The organism is Chitinimonas sp. (assembly GCF_036568685.1).
Classification (GTDB): Bacteria; Pseudomonadota; Gammaproteobacteria; order Burkholderiales; family Chitinimonadaceae; genus Chitinimonas.
Genome location: NZ_DATCSC010000069.1, coordinates 1 through 16,243 on the forward strand (window position 1 = coordinate 1; position 16,243 = coordinate 16,243).

General features: G+C 65.0%; 15 protein-coding genes. 8 read left to right on the top strand and 7 right to left on the bottom strand.

Going from position 1 to position 16,243, the window contains the following annotated elements; genetic code table 11:
- The first annotated feature begins 37 nt into the window (after positions 1-37).
- Positions 38-1,690 carry a methyl-accepting chemotaxis protein gene (locus VIM95_RS10470; protein ID WP_331985367.1) on the top strand — a complete coding sequence of 551 codons (1,653 nt, stop codon included), beginning with the start codon at positions 38-40 and terminating at the stop codon, positions 1,688-1,690.
- Here the strand turns inward: VIM95_RS10470 and VIM95_RS10475 are convergent.
- Positions 1,687-2,448, bottom strand: a complete 762-nt coding sequence (locus VIM95_RS10475) for a hypothetical protein (RefSeq protein ID WP_331985369.1) — start codon at positions 2,446-2,448, stop codon at positions 1,687-1,689. The two genes, VIM95_RS10470 and VIM95_RS10475, sit on opposite strands and share 4 nt — an antisense overlap.
- A gap of 123 nt (positions 2,449-2,571) precedes the next feature.
- On the opposite strand from VIM95_RS10475, the gene VIM95_RS10480 reads away from it, so the two are divergent.
- A complete protein-coding gene (locus VIM95_RS10480; protein WP_331985371.1) occupies positions 2,572-3,108 on the top strand; it encodes a hypothetical protein in 537 nt (178 codons plus the stop codon).
- A gap of 48 nt (positions 3,109-3,156) precedes the next feature.
- On the opposite strand, the gene VIM95_RS10485 is transcribed toward VIM95_RS10480, so the two are convergent.
- Positions 3,157-3,858: a glutathione binding-like protein gene (locus VIM95_RS10485; protein ID WP_331985373.1), complete on the bottom strand. Its 702-nt coding sequence runs from the start codon at positions 3,856-3,858 to the stop codon at positions 3,157-3,159.
- Positions 3,859-4,001: 143 nt separating this feature from the next.
- Here VIM95_RS10485 and VIM95_RS10490 point away from each other — a divergent pair, with 143 nt between their 5' ends.
- Positions 4,002-5,663, top strand: a complete 1,662-nt coding sequence (locus VIM95_RS10490) for a methyl-accepting chemotaxis protein (protein ID WP_331985375.1) — start codon at positions 4,002-4,004, stop codon at positions 5,661-5,663.
- Between the two features lie 6 nt (positions 5,664-5,669).
- Here VIM95_RS10490 and VIM95_RS10495 read toward each other — a convergent pair whose 3' ends face one another.
- Both VIM95_RS10495 and VIM95_RS10500 read right to left on the bottom strand, forming a co-directional pair.
- Positions 5,670-6,215 carry a GNAT family N-acetyltransferase gene (locus VIM95_RS10495; protein ID WP_331985377.1) on the bottom strand — a complete coding sequence of 182 codons (546 nt, stop codon included), beginning with the start codon at positions 6,213-6,215 and terminating at the stop codon, positions 5,670-5,672.
- Positions 6,216-6,352: 137 nt separating this feature from the next.
- A complete protein-coding gene (locus VIM95_RS10500) occupies positions 6,353-8,881 on the bottom strand; it encodes a S9 family peptidase (protein WP_331985379.1) in 2,529 nt (842 codons plus the stop codon).
- A gap of 348 nt (positions 8,882-9,229) precedes the next feature.
- On the opposite strand from VIM95_RS10500, the gene VIM95_RS10505 reads away from it, so the two are divergent.
- Entirely contained in the window at positions 9,230-9,619 is a 390-nt protein-coding gene (locus VIM95_RS10505) for a DUF488 domain-containing protein (RefSeq protein WP_331985381.1), read from the top strand.
- Here the strand turns inward: VIM95_RS10505 and VIM95_RS10510 are convergent, their stop codons facing one another.
- Both VIM95_RS10510 and VIM95_RS10515 read right to left on the bottom strand, forming a co-directional pair.
- Positions 9,620-10,753 (bottom strand): class I SAM-dependent methyltransferase, encoded by a 1,134-nt coding sequence (locus VIM95_RS10510; RefSeq protein WP_331985382.1) that lies wholly within the window; start codon positions 10,751-10,753, stop codon positions 9,620-9,622.
- Between the two features lie 25 nt (positions 10,754-10,778).
- The gene (locus VIM95_RS10515) at positions 10,779-11,174 is read right to left on the bottom strand and encodes a YkgJ family cysteine cluster protein (protein ID WP_331985384.1); all 396 of its coding nucleotides are present in this window, start codon (positions 11,172-11,174) and stop codon (positions 10,779-10,781) included.
- A 177-nt stretch (positions 11,175-11,351) separates the two neighbouring features.
- On the opposite strand from VIM95_RS10515, the gene VIM95_RS10520 reads away from it, so the two are divergent.
- Entirely contained in the window at positions 11,352-11,972 is a 621-nt protein-coding gene (locus VIM95_RS10520) for a hypothetical protein (protein WP_331985385.1), read from the top strand.
- Here the strand turns inward: VIM95_RS10520 and VIM95_RS10525 are convergent.
- The gene (locus VIM95_RS10525) at positions 11,969-12,571 is read right to left on the bottom strand and encodes a TetR/AcrR family transcriptional regulator (protein ID WP_331985387.1); all 603 of its coding nucleotides are present in this window, start codon (positions 12,569-12,571) and stop codon (positions 11,969-11,971) included. The two genes, VIM95_RS10520 and VIM95_RS10525, sit on opposite strands and share 4 nt — an antisense overlap.
- A gap of 205 nt (positions 12,572-12,776) precedes the next feature.
- Between VIM95_RS10525 and VIM95_RS10530 the strand changes: the two genes are divergently transcribed.
- From VIM95_RS10530 to VIM95_RS10540, 3 genes are all read left to right on the top strand, one after another.
- A complete protein-coding gene (locus VIM95_RS10530; RefSeq protein ID WP_331985389.1) occupies positions 12,777-14,249 on the top strand; it encodes an efflux transporter outer membrane subunit in 1,473 nt (490 codons plus the stop codon).
- Between the two features lie 17 nt (positions 14,250-14,266).
- Positions 14,267-15,661, top strand: a complete 1,395-nt coding sequence (locus VIM95_RS10535; RefSeq protein WP_331985391.1) for an HlyD family efflux transporter periplasmic adaptor subunit — start codon at positions 14,267-14,269, stop codon at positions 15,659-15,661.
- Positions 15,662-15,678: 17 nt separating this feature from the next.
- The coding region (locus VIM95_RS10540; protein WP_331985392.1) for an MFS transporter at positions 15,679-16,243 on the top strand (565 nt) is incomplete at its 3' end.

A 16,243-nucleotide genomic window follows, 5' to 3' on the forward strand; every position in this document is an offset into this window, starting at 1 on the left:
CCGCCTGCGACGCTTGCGTCTGCTTTGGAGCCTTCCGATGTTCGTATTTAGTCGCCTAAACCTGCAGCACAAGCTGCAGGCTGCCTTTGTACTCGTCTCGCTGCTGACCATCGGCATCTTTACCCTGCAGTCGGTACGCACCGCCAAGGAAGATGCGCTGCAGACCGTGGACGCCCAGCTCACCAGCGCCGCCCGCAGCTATGTGCTGCTGCTGGGGCAGAACTACCACGACAAGCTGCCGCCGCGGGAGAGCGTGGATCTGAAGCAAAAACGCGAGGAGGCGGTACGGCTCTCCCGCGCGGCCGAATTCCTCAAGGTGCAGTACCTGTACAGCTTTGTGGTGCGCGAGGGCAAGGTCTTCTATGTGCAGGCCTCGCTCTCGGCCGAGCAGGAAAAGGAACCGGGCTTCGAGTTCTACCTCAAGCCCAGCGACGTGCCTGAGACCGATCCGCATGTGCTGGAGGCCATCAAGAGCGGCAAGCCGCAGTTCGACGAAAGCGACAACCCGCAGTACGGGCATCTGCGCACCATCATCATGCCGGTGCAGACCAGCCAAGGGGAAACCTATGTGGCCTGTGCCGACATCAATGCCGATGTGGTTGCTGCCGAGGTGCGCAGCGCCATGTGGGCGGCCGCCTTGACTGGCATCCTGCTGTTGACCGCTTCCATCGTGGCGTCGCTACTCTTGGGTAAGCTGATCGCCCGGCCCTTGCGGCAGCTGCGTGACATGATGCGCTCCCTGACCTCCGGCAGCGGTGACCTGACGGTGCGGCTCGAAGTGCGGTCGCAAGACGAGATCGGCGAGATCGCCGGCTATTTCAACACCTTTATGGGCCAGCTGCGCGAGATGTTCCTCAAGGTCAGCGACGAGACGGTCAAGCTCACCGGCGGGGTGAAGCAGATCAGCGATATGGCCGAGCAGCTCTCGCGCGATGCGCGCCTGCAGTCGGACATGGCCAGCGCGACCGCCGCGACTATCGAGGAGATCACGGTCAGCGTCGATCATATTGCCGCCAACACCCAGGATGCCGACCGAACTGCCCAGGAGACCGGCCGGCTCTCCGATCAAAGTGCCGACGCAGTGACCGATGTGGCCGGCAAGGTGCAGCGCGCCGCGGGCTCGGTCAGCGAGCTATCGGGGGTGATGGCCGAGCTGGACCAGCACGCCACGCAGATCAGCGGCATCGTCGGGGTGATCAAGGAGATCGCCGACCAGACCAATCTCTTGGCACTCAACGCCGCCATCGAAGCGGCCCGTGCCGGTGAGCAGGGCCGGGGCTTTGCCGTGGTGGCTGACGAGGTGCGCAAGCTGGCCGAGCGCACCGGTAGTGCGACCGTGGAGATCGAGCAGATGATAGGCGGCATGCGCAGCCAATCGAGCGAGGCCATGGGTCGTATGGAAAGCACTCACGAGGCGGTGCAGCAGAGCGCGGGTCTTGCCCAGTCGGCAGCCGAGCAGATCCGTGGCATACGTGAGCGCATGGGCGAAGTGGTGGCGCGGGTGCGCGAGATCGCCGGATCGGCGCGCGAGCAGTCGGCGGCGACTACGGCCATGGCCCAGTCGGCCGAGCGCATCAGCGTCATGGCTCAGGACGGCGATCGTGCCATCTTGCAAGCCAAGGGTGTGATCGACGACCTCAACGCACTGGCGGGCGAATTGCGCGAAATGATAGGGCGCTTCAAGCTCTAAGGGCGTTCGGCCGGTAAGGCTACGGCCCTTCGGTAGGCCTCACTCTGGCGGGTCTGTAGCAGTTCGTTCCAGAACTGTTCCTGCAGGGCACTATTGCGGAGATAGAAGTCCTTGCCCACCGCCAAGTAGGAGAGGCTGGCCCCTAGCGGCTCGGGGAGCTGCTCCAAGAGGCCGGTGAATTCGGACAGCGCCAGCAACTTTTGCGCATCGCCCTGGTAGATGACCATCAGTTGTGCCCGGCCAGCCAGCAGCTTCTTGGCATTCTGTTCATTGGTGGTGGCACCGGATTCGCCCGCTACGCCCAGTTGGGCCAGCCTGGCAGCAATGTCCACATAGCCGTGCGGGTAGAGTACCGGGCCCTGCAGGCCACGGATCTGGTGGCCGTCCCAGCTCACATCGCTACCGCTGCGGCGTAGCAGTACAAAGGGGGCGTTGACCACGGCCCGACTGGTATCGACCTCGTTGCCCCGGCGGGGAAAGATAAAGCTGGCCAGGTTGTAGTCGTTGGCGGCGACGGCCAGCATGCCGTCCTGGTGTCCGGCTGCCACTTCGGACTGGCAGCGGCGCCAGGGCAGGGGGACGATGCTGACCTGTTGCCCAAGCCTGGTGGCGGTCATCTTGACCAGGATCTGCAAGGTGCCGTCCCGGTACGGGTAGGTATAGGGTACCCACTCATTGAGGTCGACGCAGATGCGCCATTCGTGCGCCAGGGCGCAGGGACCGTACAGACTGAGCAACAGCGTCAGCAGATAGCGCATTGATCCCCGAGGCGGAAGTTGGCGGATGCCTTCAGCATAGCCAACCTTGATCGCGCCGCTTTCGCTGCCCGCCATTGGGCGCTATACCGTGCCTGTGGCACCTTGACCACGAGACCGAACGCCATGTTGATTGAACGCCACGAACGTTATGACACCCTGCTACAGCAATACGCTCCGGTCATCGGCGCGGACTACATGGCCTACCGCAACCACGGCTACCGGATGATGAACTACTGTCTGGCCCTGGCCGGTGAGCAGCCGGACGGGCTGGAGAAGGTGGGCATTGCGGCGGCATTTCACGACCTGGGTATCTGGACCGACCATACCTTCGACTATCTGCCACCATCCGAACGCCTGGCACGCGACTGGCTAGTTCAGCAGGGTAAGACGGAATGGGTGGACGAGGTGGTGGCCATGATAGCCGAGCACCACAAGGTCAGTGCCTGCGGCCCAGCGCAGGGGCCGTTGGTCGAAGCCTTCCGCCGGGCTGACTGGGTGGATGTGACGCTAGGCCTGCGCCGCTTTGGGCTGCCGCGCTCGCTAATGCGCGAGGTGAATGCGGTCTTTCCCAACGAGGGCTTTCACTGGCGGCTGGTGCAACTTTCCGCCAGCCAGGCCTGGCATCATCCACTAAACCCTTTGCCTATGTTCAAGCGCTGATTCTGGCGGTATTGATTTAAAGCTGAAGTTGGCTTTAGTTCTGCTAAGTCAGCGTACGGTTGTTGCATCCTGGCCGAACAGCAGTTTGCTGGAGGCCGCGTCGACCGTGGGTGCCGTATTGATCGTATCTGCCAGCGCGTAAGCACGCTGGGTGGCCGGGCGTGCAGCGATGCGTGCAAACCAGTTCGCCAGGTGCGGAAAATCTGCCAATTTTTGCTGCTGCCGTTCGTGCGGCACGATCCACGGGTAGCAGGCCATGTCGGCGACGCTGTAGTCGGCACCGCAGATATAGTCGCGCCCGTCGCTCAACTGTTTGTTGAGCACGCCATAGAGGCGGCCGGTCTCGCGCACATAGCGGTCGATCGCATAAGGCAGCTTTTCCGGTGCGTACTGCGTGAAGTGGTGGTTCTGGCCGGCCATGGGGCCGAGGCCTCCCATCTGCCAGAACAGCCACTGCAGGGTGAGCGCCCGGCCACGCAGGTCCTGCGGAATAAACCGGCCGGTCTTGTCGGCCAGGTAGAGCAGGATGGCGCCGGATTCGAACAGCGAGATCGCTGCGCCGCCGTCGGCCGGTTCGTGATCGAGTATGGCCGGGATGCGGTTGTTGGGAGAGAGCTTGAGGAAATCGGGCTGGAACTGATCGCCCTTGCCGATATTCACCGGCACGATACGGTAGGGCAGGCCGGCCTCCTCCAGGAACAGGGTGATCTTGTGCCCGTTGGGGGTGGTCCAGTAGTGCAGATCGATCATGGGGGCTGCCTGTGTGGTCAAGTGTCGGGTTTGGGCTGCTCGCGGCGCGTATGGTTCCGGTCATTGTCTACAATGGCTGGGTTCCCCGCGCTTTGTGGCGTGGCAGAACAAGATACAAGATAGATAACACGGTAGAGGAAGCCATGCCTGTCAGACTGAGTACCATCGCATTGACCTTGATCGGCCTGATCGCTGCAGGCCTTCTGCTGGCGGCACAAAGCACTTGGGCCGGTATCGTGATCGGCCTCCTGGTGCTGGCCGCCGCAGCCTGGGCCTGCTTGGGCGAGGGGGCAGGTGGCGGTGGGGATGTTCGCCGCTTGGAGCAGGCGCTGCTGGTGCAAGACCCGTACGACCTGACAGCACGTCTGCCGGCCGAGCTGGGCGGCCTCAATCGCATCGCCCGTAGCCTCGATGCCTTCCGTAGCTCTCTGGCCGATACCTTGCACCGGGTACGCGGCAGCAATGTACAGCTCTCGATGGAAGCCAGTCGCATCGGCAAGGAAATGCGCGACGGGGTGGGCCGGGCGCAGGAGCAGGCGCGATTGTCGGAAACGATCTTCGGTTTGACTTCGCAGAGCAGTGCCGAGGTGAGCCATGTCGAAGGCAGTATCGCTGTCATCGCCGAGCGTGCGGCGCAGCTGGCGGATTCGGCCCAATCCACCCGTGCCGGGATGGAGCAGGCCAATGCCGACGCGCAGTCGGCAGCGCAGGCCATGGACGGCTTCCAACGCACCATAGAGGGGCTGTTGGGGGAGACCGAGGCCATTATCGGCAGCGTGGACGAGATACGCGGCATTGCCGACCAGACCAACCTCCTGGCGCTCAATGCGGCAATCGAAGCTGCCCGTGCCGGTGAGGCCGGGCGGGGTTTTGCGGTGGTGGCCGACGAGGTGCGTAAGTTGGCTGAGCGTACCCGCCAGCTCTCGGACGCCACCACCGTCAAAGCGCAAGCCATCCATGCGCAGTCGCGCGATACCTCCAGTATTGCGGTGGAGGCGGCGCAACGCATCGGTGCTGCCGGGCAGGTGCTGGAACAAGCGACCCAGGCCCTGGTTGGTTTCACCGATGATGCCGCTACCGTCAATGCCGAGGTAAGCGCCATACGCCAGTCGGTGGGGACGGTCTCTGCCAACAATCAGGCCATACACGGCCATGTGGGGGCATTGCAGGAGCATGCGCGGGATATAGCCGCACGGCTGCAGCGCAGCGATCAGGTGGCGCGGCAGTTGATCCAGGCCGCCGAGAAGGTGATGGCCGAGCTGGGGGCCTTCCGCCTGGGTGAGCACGCACTGGACAAGGTGCTGCGCCGCCTCCAGGCCGCCAAGGCGCAGAGCGAGGCGATGTGTGCCGAACTGATTGCACAGGGCTTGGACCTCTTCGACAAGCGCTTTCAGCCAATGGCCGGTACCGATCCAACGCAGTACCGGACCAGTTATGACCAGGCTTACGCACAGCGCTTCCAGCCCTTTTTCGATCAGCTCAGCAAGGAGATACCGGGGTGCGACCTGGCCTGCATCTGCGTGGGTGACGAGGCCTACCCGCCCACCCATGTGAGCAAATACTGCCAACCGCAACGGCCGGGTGAGGTTGCCTGGAACACCGCCAACAGCCGCGACAAGCGCTTTCACAAGGCCAACCCCATGCTGCACCGGACGGCCACAGATACCAGCCCCTTTTTGTTCCAGGCCTATGTGCGCGATATCGGCGATATCTTTGGCTTAGTGTCGGTCCCCATCTATGTCAAAGGCCGCCATTGGGGCGGCCTGATGTTTGCCATCGAGCAGAAGGCGTTGACCGCCGATTGAGTTGGCTTAGGCCGTGGTATCCAGCGCGGCTTGAGGCGCATGCAGCTCAAAGTAGAGCAGGTCGAACCACTCACCATGCAGCTGCATGCAGCGGGTGGCGTGGCCGAACTGGTGAAAGCCGTTGCGTTCCAGCACCCGCACCGAGCCGACATTCTCCGGCCGTACTACGGCCTCCAGCCGGTGTAGGCCCAGCTCACCAAAGGCGATGCGCTTGAGCTCGCTGAGCGCGTGGCTGGCCACGCCCTGGCCGGTATGGCCCTCGCCGATGCGGTAGCCCAGTGTGGCCTTGTTGTAGTAAGGGCGGGTGACGCTGGTCAGATTGATGCGACCGATGATGGCTTCATCCCGCTTGATCAGGAACTGATAGCCACGATCCGCCTGGCGGTCGCGCTCGGCGTCGGCAATGGCGGCGCGTACCGCTTCCAGATGGTAGTAGTCGGCGGGACGTGCATTGATCCAATGCTCGAAGTAGGCGCGGTGGGCCAACTCGAAAGCCAGCAGGGTTTCGGCGTCGGCTAGGCTGGGCGGGCAGAGTTGCAGGTTGGGTGGCATGGTGGTCATTGCGGGCGTGGGCGGCAAGTCACATCTATCGCATAGCATGGCGGCGGTAGCAAGATAACGATGGCAGGAAAAAGGGCGGCCCACTGGGCCGCCCTTTTCTTCAAGCCAGCTTGAAGAGGGTACAACGCTTAATTGCTGGCCACGGGCGTGGCGGCAACGGTACGCGGCGCTGCATCCTTCACGTACTTGTCGAACCAGCGCAGCATCTCGTAGATTTGCTGTTCGTTCGATTCGCGCGCGGTGTACCAGTGCGGCTCATGCGGCAGCATCACCAGGCGGGTGGTACCGCCATTGCCACGGATGGCCTCATACAGTTTGTTGGCCTGCAACGGGGTGGTACCTGGGTTGGCATCGTCTGCACCGTGCATGATCAGGAGCGGAGTCTTGATCTTGTCGGCGAAGAAGAAGGTCGAGACCTTCTGGTACACCTCGGGGGCTTCCCAGACCGAGCGACGCTCGCTCTGGAAGCCAAACGGCGTGAGGGTCTTGTTGTAGGAACCGCTGGTGGCCACGCCGGCACGGAACAGGTCCGAATGCGCAACCAGGTTGGCGGTCATCAGCGCGCCATGGCTGTGGCCCGTCACGCCGATCCGCTCGGGGTCGGCCACGCCCATGCGTACCGCCTCGTCCACCGCCGCCTTGGCGTCGGCAACCAGCTGGTCCATATAGTTGTCGTAGGCCTTCTTGGGGTCACCGATCACCGGGAAGGAGGCGTTGTCGATGATGGCATAGCCTGCCATCAACAGCAGCCGGTAGCCCTTCAGACGGGTGAAGGTAGCCTGCGAGCCGGACACCTGGCCAGCCTTGGACGGGTCGGCATAGTCGAGCGGGTAGGCGTACAGGATGGTCGGTACACGGGTGCCGGCCTTGTAGCCCGGCGGGGTGTAGAGGGTGAACGAGAGGTCCACGCCGTCGGCCCGTTTGTACTTGACCAGCTGCTTCTTGATATCGCGTACGGCCGGGGTCGGGTCGGGGATATGCGTGACCGCGACGCTCTGCGAGGCATAGCTCGCTTCACCGGCCGGCGCCTCTACGCTGTTGCCCAGCGTACGCAGATAGGCGTTGGGCGGGTCGTTGGGCGACTGCGACCAGGTGAAGAAGTGCTTGCTGTCCTCGCCGCTGAAGGCCACGAAACGCTCCAGCACCGTCTTGTCGCTGCGGAACAGCCGTTCGGTCTTGAAGCTGGCAAGGTCGAGCTTGTCCAGGAAGGGGCGGTCGCCGTCGGGCGAGGCGCCGGTGCCCGAAAGGAAGAGGGCGTTGCCTTCCTCGCGCAGTACCACGGTACCGTTGGGCAGGCGACGCTGGACCGGGCTGCCCGGATTGCCGTACTTCTCGTCGGTCGAGAGGTCCCACAAGAGACGCGGCTGCTGCTTGGGATCATCCACATTGACGACATAGGTGCGGCGCCAGTGGCGGTTGTGGTCGTATTCGAACTGCAGCGCAAGGTTGGGGTTCTGGCTCCACATAAAGCCCGAGAAGCGTTGCTCGGTACGGGCGATTTCGATCGGGGCGGCACTGAAGGGGGCCTTCTGCAGCATCACCTTGTCGCGTGCCGGCACCTTGACGTTCCAGTCGCCACCGTCGAGCGCCTCGGCCCAGACCAGGCTGGCCGGGTCGGTGGGACGCCAGTTGAAGTCGCGCGGACCCAGCGGTTCGCCGTGGATAGGCACCCGGTCGGCCAGCGGCAGCGAGGCGATGTGGCTGCTGGCGATGGCCGAGCGCTTGCTGATGTCCCAGACATCCACTTCACGCGGGAAGCGATCATGGGTGGTGACGTAGGAGTAGGGCTTGTGGATGGTGGCGACCAGTACGTGGCGGCCGTCCGGCGCTGCGTCGAGCTGGGCGTAGCGGTTCGGTTTGCCAAGATTGGTGATCTTGCCGCTGGCAGCGTCGATGAGGGCGATCTGCGAGGTGCCGTAGTAGTCGAACAGGTCCTCGTCATGCGGGTTGTTCAGCGTATCGCGGGTCTCGTAGGTACTGCTCTGGCCCTTGCCGCCATCGCTTTCCTGGATGCTGGGACCAGCCGGGATGACCGGTTCTGCCGGCGGTGGGCCCAGGCGCTCGGGCACCAGCTTGACCAGCAGGGTCTTCTGGTCGGGCATCCATTGCAGTTCGTCTTCGAACATGGGGTTGATGCGTGCACCAGGGATGCGGCGTACCGAGCCGGTAGCGGCATCACCCACCCACAATTCGACCGACTCGGCCGTGGCGATCTGGAAGGCGAAGCGCTTGCCATCGGCACTCCATACCGGGCTGCCTGCGCAACCGGCTTCGGGCAGCTTGATAGGCTGCTGCTTGCCACTGGCGACGGTCAGCAGCTCGAAACCGGCTGCACAGGGGGCAATGCCGTAGCCGCCGGGGGTGTCGTGCTTGCTATGGTTGCGCGGCTCGATCCGTACGCCGGCAAGGCGAAGGAAGGGCGTGGCCACGCGGGCGATGGAGGGGTATTCCTGCCAGGTCACGAGCAGCATGCGGTCCCGGGTGGGGCTCAGCGAGGGCACGGCCGGGGCCGGGGCGCGCATGATGTCGAGGATGTTCTTGGGCGGTGTGCTGTAGCCGCTGGCGGGCGTGGCTGCGGCGGTGGCAGCCAGCGCCGGCACAAGGCAGGCGGCCAGTGCGGTCAGGCCGTATCGGGCCAGTTTAGGGCGGGTGAACAAGCGATATCCTCCTTGTGGGCCAGCCGCCAACCGGTTGGGCTGGATCGGCGCCGCAGGGTGTGGCGGCAGCGGTAAGCTGCCGGAAAGGGAAACGCCCACCATGCAGGACCGGTCCGGTACCTGCGGCCGGGCGTAACGGCGAAGGCAGGATAGCAGAGGCCCGGAGCCTGCTGCCGGCCCGTGCGACGGGCTGCTGCCGGCGAGTGTGAACGGGGGCGCGCGGCAAGGCCGAAGCAGAAGGCTGCTTGAGGATAGGCGCGTTCCCGGCAAGCGGCCGATATACGATATAAGTGGCTAATTTGCGACACCGCGCCCGTTACAGGCAGGGTTCGCGTGAAGGAGTGAGTGATGGGTTTACGTGTAGTCCGGCTGGGTACGCCCCGCCATGAGCAGGAAGGCACCCGCATTGGCACTGTCAGGCGGCCACCACGTGGCGTGCCCAAGGCGGAGTTTGCCAGCCAGAACTGGTACGACGTCTGGTATCCGCTGCTGGCGCCAAGCGCGGAAACCATGAAGCTCGGCCAGGCGGCGGTGACCGAGGCCGATTGGGCTGCCTTTGTGAAGCGCTACCGGGCCGAGATGGCGGAACCGGAAGCCAGCCGTACGCTGGACCTGCTGGCAGCCTTATCGCAGCACAGCGACTTTTCTGTCGGCTGCTACTGCGAGGAAGAAGCGCATTGCCACCGCTCTGTGCTACGCGCCTTGTTGCAGGCGCGTGGTGCGCGGATAGAGGCCTGATTAGCCGGGCGTTTGCGGACCCAGCCGCCAGAGCGAGGTGATCTCGGCCGCCCGCGCCGTATGCAACGGGTCATCGGGATCGCTGACCTTGGGATGGCGAGGGCGGATGTCCAGCCGGGCTATCACCTTGAGCCCGGCGCGCTCGAATGCGGCCTCCAGCACGCTGCGTGGCCGCAGGCCCAGGTGCTCGGCAAGGTCTGAGATGATCAACCAGCCTTCGCCTTCGGGCGTGAGGTGGGCGGCGAGACCGTTCAGAAAGCCCAGCAGCATGCGGCTGTCCGGGTCGTAGACCGCGTATTCGATCGGCGAGCTGGGGCGGGCCGGCACCCAGGGCGGGTTGCAGACGATCAAGGGCGCGCGACCCGCGGGGAAGAGGTCGACCTGTTGCAGTGTCACTTGCCCCGCTAGCCCCAGCCGACCCAGATTGTCGGCAGCGCAGGCCAGTGCCCGCGGGTCCTGGTCGGTGGCGACAATATGCTTGACCCCGCGACGGGCCAGTACGGCCGCCAGCACGCCGGTGCCGGTGCCGATATCGAAGGCGAGGTCCAGACTAGGCAGCGGCGCTTGGGCAAGCAGTTCGATGTATTCGCCCCGGTTGGGCGAGAACACACCGTGGTGGGCGTGGATGCGGCCACCGGCGGCCGGCACCTCCACCCCCTTCTTGCGCCACTCGTGTGCACCGATCAGCCCCTGTAGCTCGCGCAACGAGGTCACCGAAGGGCCGCTCGCCTGGCCGTAGGCTTCGAGGCAGGCCTGGCGCACGTCCGGCGCCCGCTTGAGCGGTATGCCATAGTCGGCATCGAGCGGGATCAGCAGCATGGCCAGGGTACGGGCGCGTTGCGCCTGGGCCTGGCGGTGCAGATGGAAAGCCTCGCTGGGCGTTGCCGCCTGCTTGCGTGGCTTGCGGTCGGCACGGCGGGCCATGGCCTGCAGCAGCTGGCGCGCATTGTGGAAGTCACCCTGCCAGAGCAGGGCGGTACCCTCGCAGGCTAGCCGGTAGGCGTCGTCGGCCTTGAGCTGGTCGTCGGCCAACCGTACCCGGCGCGGCAAGGGCAGGGCGGCAATCGAGCGCCACAGGGCGCTGTGGGTCTGGCCGTTGGGATCGGTCCAGTCGAGCATAGGGGCGTCGGTCATGCCGGAGGTCATGGTGGGCCAGGGCTCAGCGGTTGCGGTAGGCGCAAAAGCCGGGGCGCGGGCCGATGGTGGGGTGGTTGCGGCAGGTATTGGGGCGCGTCGCGTAGATGGTACAGCGGCGGGTCTGCGGGTCCAGGTAGCGGCAGTCGCCATTGGCGCGCCGCGCCAAGGTATAGATGCTGTGCTTGAAGTTGAAGTGCGAGACCACGCCCGCCTTCATCAGCCGCTTGGCGATCTGCTTGGGCGGCTCGCCCTCGGCCTCGAAAGGGTCGACCAGCTGCATGCGCACGAGATCTCCGAGCTTCACCTCTACCGGCATGGTGCAGCAGGTGGCCATGCAGCTCTCGCACAGGCCGTTGCGGTACTTGATCCAGGTACCGGTACGGTCGAGGTCGGAGAGGTGGATGAGTGGCTTCTGCATACGGCGCTGCGGCGGACGGGGGCGGGTGCTGGGGCACGAAGCGCGCCATTATATCGGGCTGGCCCGGCCTGGTAGTTACCGTTCGGCCCTTGGCCCCACCGTTGGGTTTATGATGCTGGCCGTCGCCGGCGTATTGCCGCAAAAAAAAACAGGCGTATTCGCGCCGACGGAGAGCAGATGCAGCTCTTGTTTGTACATGGCCTGGGGGCCTCAAGACTGGATGGCATCCCGTTGCTGCTGCATATGCGCAGACGGGGCATCAAGGCGCAGACCTTTTCCTATCTCGCCTCCATGCAAAAATTGGCTGTCATCACGCAGCGGTTGCAGGAGCGTATCCGGGCGCTGGCGGAGCAGGGTGACTATGCCCTGGTCGGGCACTCGCTGGGCGGCGTGCTATTGCGACTGGCGCTGCAGGATCTACCCGCCGATGTGCGACCGCCACGGCACCTCTTCCTGGTCGGTTCGCCGGTACGAGCGACCCAGCTCAGCCAGTCCTTCAAGCATTGGCGTTTATTCCACCTCTTGAGCGGCGAGTGCGGGCAGTTGGTGGCCAGCCCGGCGCGGATGGACACCATTGCCATGCCGACAGTGCCGACCACCTGCATCGTCGGTAGCATGGGCTTTACCGGGCGCCTCTCACCCTTTGGCGAGCAGCCCAATGACAGCATCGTGCTGGAATCCGAACTGGGCTTGGAGCGCTTCGATGACGTGGCCCGGGTGGCCGTGCGCCATCCCTATATGCCGGCCAGCCGGCTGGTCCACCAGGTGCTGTTCGATAGGCTGGGCGTCGCGCGCTAGTCTGGACGGTAGGCACGTAAGAAGGCATCCACCGCCCGCTCGGTGACGGCGGCGATTTGCGCTGGGCTGGTTTCTTCCAGCACCCCCAGCATCATGACCTCGACCAGCTCTGATTCCAGCAGTGCCCGCAGGTGCCAGGCACACAGAAAGCTCTCGGTCTGCCGCAGCTCGCCGCGTTCCATGGTGCTTTGCAGAAAGGCGGCCACCATACCCCAGCCGCGCTTGGGGCCGTGTTCATAAAGCAGGCGGCCGACGCTGCTGCGAGCGGAGGTGGCGATCACCATGCGGCGGGTAGCCATCATGGCTGGCGATAGCATGACCTTGAGGTAGTGGCAGCCGAATTTCTGCAGGACTTCCCGTAGCGGCAGCGTCGGTTGCAGCAGCGTGAAGGCCTCCATCAGGCCGCCCTCGGCCACGGCCAATACAGTCGCCACGAACAACTCGTCCTTGGATGAGAAGTAGTTGTACAGCGTAGCTTTGGAGCCACCTACCCGGGCCGAGATCTCCGCCATGGAGGCGTTCTCGAAGCCCACCTCATGAAAGAGCTGGGTGGCGGTCTCGATGATCGCCTGGCGGCGGGCCTCGCTTTTGGTGCGCATGCTGGTCAGGGGCTTTCTGCTAGGGCTGGTCGGCACAGGTCGTCATTATCGGTGCAATGGGGCTGAGTCCCAAATCCGGCTCGAGGTGCGGCAGGAGAGTTCACCGTTCGTCGTTAACTGAACTGTTCAGTTTAGTTTTGATTGACAGCCGGCAAATGTCAATGCAAAACTATACCGTACAGTACAGTTATTAATGGGCGATATCATGCAAGACACTCCAAGCAAACCTGGCGATCCACTGCCCCTGGCCGGGCGCAAACCCTTGTTCCGTGCAGTGGTGCTGGCCCTGGCCGGCCTTGCCCTGGGCGCCTGCGCCCAACTGCCGCAACTCACGCCTAGCGCACAACCCAAGCCGCTGGCGGACTACGTCGGGGCCGAATCGCTGCAGGGCGGGCAGGGCAACTGGCCGCAGGACCGCTGGTGGGCCGCCTACGGTGACGCACAGCTGGACCGCTTGATTGGCGAGGCGCTGCTTGGCTCACCCAGCATGGCCACCGCCCAGGCCCGCTTGCTGCAGGCTGAAGGTGTGGCGCAGCAGCGTGATGCCAGCCTGATCCCGTCGCTCAATGCCAATCTCTCGGCCAACAAGCAAAAGCAGAGCTACAACAATGGCGCACCGGCCGCCTTTGTGCCGCAGGGCTACCAGAACTATGGCCGTGCCACGCTGGACTTCAGCTATGAGCTCGACTTCTGGGGCAAGAACCACGCCGCCCTGGCGGCCGCCACTTCGGATCTGGAAGCGGCTCGTACCGATGCCGCCCAGGCCGCGCTGCTACTGACTACCAGCGTTGCCAGCAGCTATGCCGACCTGGCCCGGCTACACGCCGAGCGCGACACGGCAGAGGCGGCGCTGAAGGTGCGCAGCCAGACTGCCGTGCTGTTCCGGGAGCGCTTCGAGAACGGGCTGGAGACCCAGGGCAGCGTCAAGCAGGCCGAGGCCAAGCGCGCAAGCGCCGAGGCCGACCTCCTGGCGGCCGATGAATCCTTGGCGTTGACGCGCAACCAGTTGGCCGCCCTGCTGGGCGCCGGCCCTGATCGCGGCTTGGCCATCGCCCGGCCGACCATCCAATTGGCCCAGGCCAGCGGCTTGCCCAAAGAGATCCAGGCGGAGCTCTTGGGGCGCCGACCCGATGTGGTGGCGGCACGCCTGCGTGCCGAGGCCGCGGCCAAGCGTATCGACGTGGCGCACGCTGCCTTCTATCCGAATGTGAACCTCACCGCCTATGTGGGCGTGCAGTCGCTGGGCCTGAATATGTTGGGCAAATCCGGTTCCGACATCGGCAGCTTTGGCCCGGCCATCTCCCTGCCCATTTTCAATACCGGCCACCTGCAGGGCCAGTACCGCGGTGCCCGTGGCGAGTACGACGCGGCCGTGGCGAGCTACGACGCCACCGTGACCCAGGCCCTGCACGACGTGGCCGATGTGGCGGTCAGCGAGCGCGCCCTGAGCGAACGCCTGGCCAAGACCCAGGAAGCAGTGGATGCCGCCAGCGAGGCCTACCGCATCGTTCGTAACCGTTACGACGGCGGCCTCGCCAACCACCTGGAAGTGCTGACGGCCGAAGACACCCTACTGGGCAATCTGCGCCAGCTGACTGCCGTGCAGTCCCGGATGTTCAGCCTCGATATCGCCATGGTCCGCGCCCTAGGGGGTGGATACCGGGTTACCAATTCTTGATATAGGAGTGAGACACCATGTCCCATCGTGATGCAAATGTAGAAACCGCCGTTCAAGTCGCCGACAACGAGGCTCCGGACGGCAAGCGCAAGAAGTTGTTCCTGGCCCTGGCCGGCGTGGTCGCCATGGCCGGCCTCGCCTACGGCACCTACTGGCAGTTCATCGGTTCGCGCTATGTGAGTACCGACAACGCCTACACCGCCACCGAGATCGCGCAGGTGACGCCGTCTGTGGGTGGCACGGTGCGCGAGGTCAAGGTGGTCGATACCCAGCAGGTGAAACAGGGTGACGTGCTGGTGGTGATCGACGATACCGATGCCCGCCTGGCATTGGCGCAGGCCGAGGCCGAGCTGGGGCGCGCCCGCCGCAAGGTCAAGGGCTACCAGGCCAACGATGAGGGCTTGAGTGCCCAGGTCAACGCCCGTGCAGCCGACGAGCGTCAGGCGACTGCCCAACTGGCCTCGGCCCAGGCGGACCTGGAGCGTGCCGGTACCGATCTGCGTCGCCGCGAGGCGCTGGCCAAATCCGGTTCGGTTTCGGGTGAAGAGCTCAGCAATGCCCGCACCACCTTCGCCACCGCCTCGGCCAAGTTGGCCGCTGCCCAGGCCCTGGTGGAGCAGGCCCGCGCCAGCCGTGCCGCCGCCCTGGGCAGCCAACGCGCCAATGCGGTGCTGATCGCCGACAGCACGATCGATACCAACCCCGAAGTGGCCCTGGCCCGCGCCAAGCGCGACCAGGCCCAGGTGGACCTGGCCCGCACCGTGCTGCGAGCACCTGTCGATGGTGTGATCGCCAAGCGCCAGGTGCAGGTCGGCCAGCGTATTGCGGCAGGTGCGACGCTGCTCTCGGTGGTGCCGGTACAGAATGTGCACGTGGATGCCAACTTCAAGGAAGGTCAACTCGGCAAGGTCAAGCTGGGCCAGACGGTGGCACTCAAGGCCGATCTCTATGGCAGCGCGGTGGAGTATCACGGCACGGTGGTGGGTCTCTCCGGCGGTACCGGCTCGGCCTTTGCCATGATCCCGGCGCAGAACGCCACCGGCAACTGGATCAAGGTGGTGCAGCGCCTGCCGGTGCGCGTGACGCTCGATCCGAAGGAACTGGCCGAGCACCCGCTGCGCGTGGGCCTGTCGATGGAGGCGAAGGTCGACGTGGCCGACACCAGCGGCAAGGCGCTGGCCGACGCGCCGCGTGCCAACACGGTGGCCCAGGCCTCGTCCATCGAAGCCAACAACAACGCTGCCAACGACGAGGTGCGCCGCATCATCGCTGCCAACCTCGGCCGTGGCGTGAAGCCGGCCGCCGACGCGCAGGCGAGCCGCAAGCCCTCACCGCCGACCTCGGCCATGTCGACCGGCGCGACGCCGGCCGTCGCGTCCTCGGCCGTGGCCAGCGTCGTCGCCGGCAAGTGAACCCTCGGGGCTGCCCCATGTCTTCCACCACCGCTGAACTGCCGGCCGCCGCCGACAGGCCGGCGCCGCCCCCCGCGGCGCCGGCACGTCCCCCCGGCCCGGCCTTCGCGCCCCTCACCGGCTCGCAGCTGCTGCTGGGCACGGTGGCGCTGTCGCTCGCCACGTTCATGAACGTGCTCGACAGCTCCATCGCCAACGTCTCCATTCCCGCCATCTCCGGTGACATGGGCGTGAGCCCGAACCAGGGCACCTGGGTCATCACCTCCTTCGGGGTGGCCAACGCGATCAGCGTGCCGCTCACCGGCTGGCTGACCCAGCGCTTCGGCCAAGTGCGCCTGTTCGTCGCGAGCATCCTGCTGTTCGTGATCGCGTCGTGGCTGTGCGGCCTGGCGCCCAACATCGAGTCGCTGATCGCCTTCCGCGTGTTGCAAGGCCTGGTGGCCGCGGCCGTGACCTGGGGCATCTACAAGAAGCGCGAGACGCCCGTGCACAAGCTGCCCATAGACAAGACCGGCCTGGCGCTGCTGGTGCTGTGGGTGGGCTCGCTGCAGCTGATGCTGGACAAGGGGCAGGAGGAGGACT

Bases quoted from the DNA above. Each gene is read 5' to 3' on its own strand.
- VIM95_RS10490 (WP_331985375.1), top strand. From the start codon at position 4,002: ATGCCTGTCAGACTGAGTACCATCGCATTGACCTTGATCGGCCTGATC.
- VIM95_RS10520 (WP_331985385.1), top strand. From the start codon at position 11,352: ATGCAGCTCTTGTTTGTACATGGCCTGGGGGCCTCAAGACTGGATGGC.
- VIM95_RS10515 (WP_331985384.1), bottom strand. From the start codon at position 11,174: ATGCAGAAGCCACTCATCCACCTCTCCGACCTCGACCGTACCGGTACC.
- VIM95_RS10525 (WP_331985387.1), bottom strand. From the start codon at position 12,571: ATGCGCACCAAAAGCGAGGCCCGCCGCCAGGCGATCATCGAGACCGCC.
- VIM95_RS10510 (WP_331985382.1), bottom strand. From the start codon at position 10,753: ATGACCGACGCCCCTATGCTCGACTGGACCGATCCCAACGGCCAGACC.
- VIM95_RS10505 (WP_331985381.1), top strand. From the start codon at position 9,230: ATGGGTTTACGTGTAGTCCGGCTGGGTACGCCCCGCCATGAGCAGGAA.
- VIM95_RS10470 (WP_331985367.1), top strand. From the start codon at position 38: ATGTTCGTATTTAGTCGCCTAAACCTGCAGCACAAGCTGCAGGCTGCC.
- VIM95_RS10495 (WP_331985377.1), bottom strand. From the start codon at position 6,215: ATGCCACCCAACCTGCAACTCTGCCCGCCCAGCCTAGCCGACGCCGAA.
- VIM95_RS10485 (WP_331985373.1), bottom strand. From the start codon at position 3,858: ATGATCGATCTGCACTACTGGACCACCCCCAACGGGCACAAGATCACC.
- VIM95_RS10475 (WP_331985369.1), bottom strand. From the start codon at position 2,448: ATGCGCTATCTGCTGACGCTGTTGCTCAGTCTGTACGGTCCCTGCGCC.
- VIM95_RS10480 (WP_331985371.1), top strand. From the start codon at position 2,572: ATGTTGATTGAACGCCACGAACGTTATGACACCCTGCTACAGCAATAC.
- VIM95_RS10535 (WP_331985391.1), top strand. From the start codon at position 14,267: ATGTCCCATCGTGATGCAAATGTAGAAACCGCCGTTCAAGTCGCCGAC.
- VIM95_RS10530 (WP_331985389.1), top strand. From the start codon at position 12,777: ATGCAAGACACTCCAAGCAAACCTGGCGATCCACTGCCCCTGGCCGGG.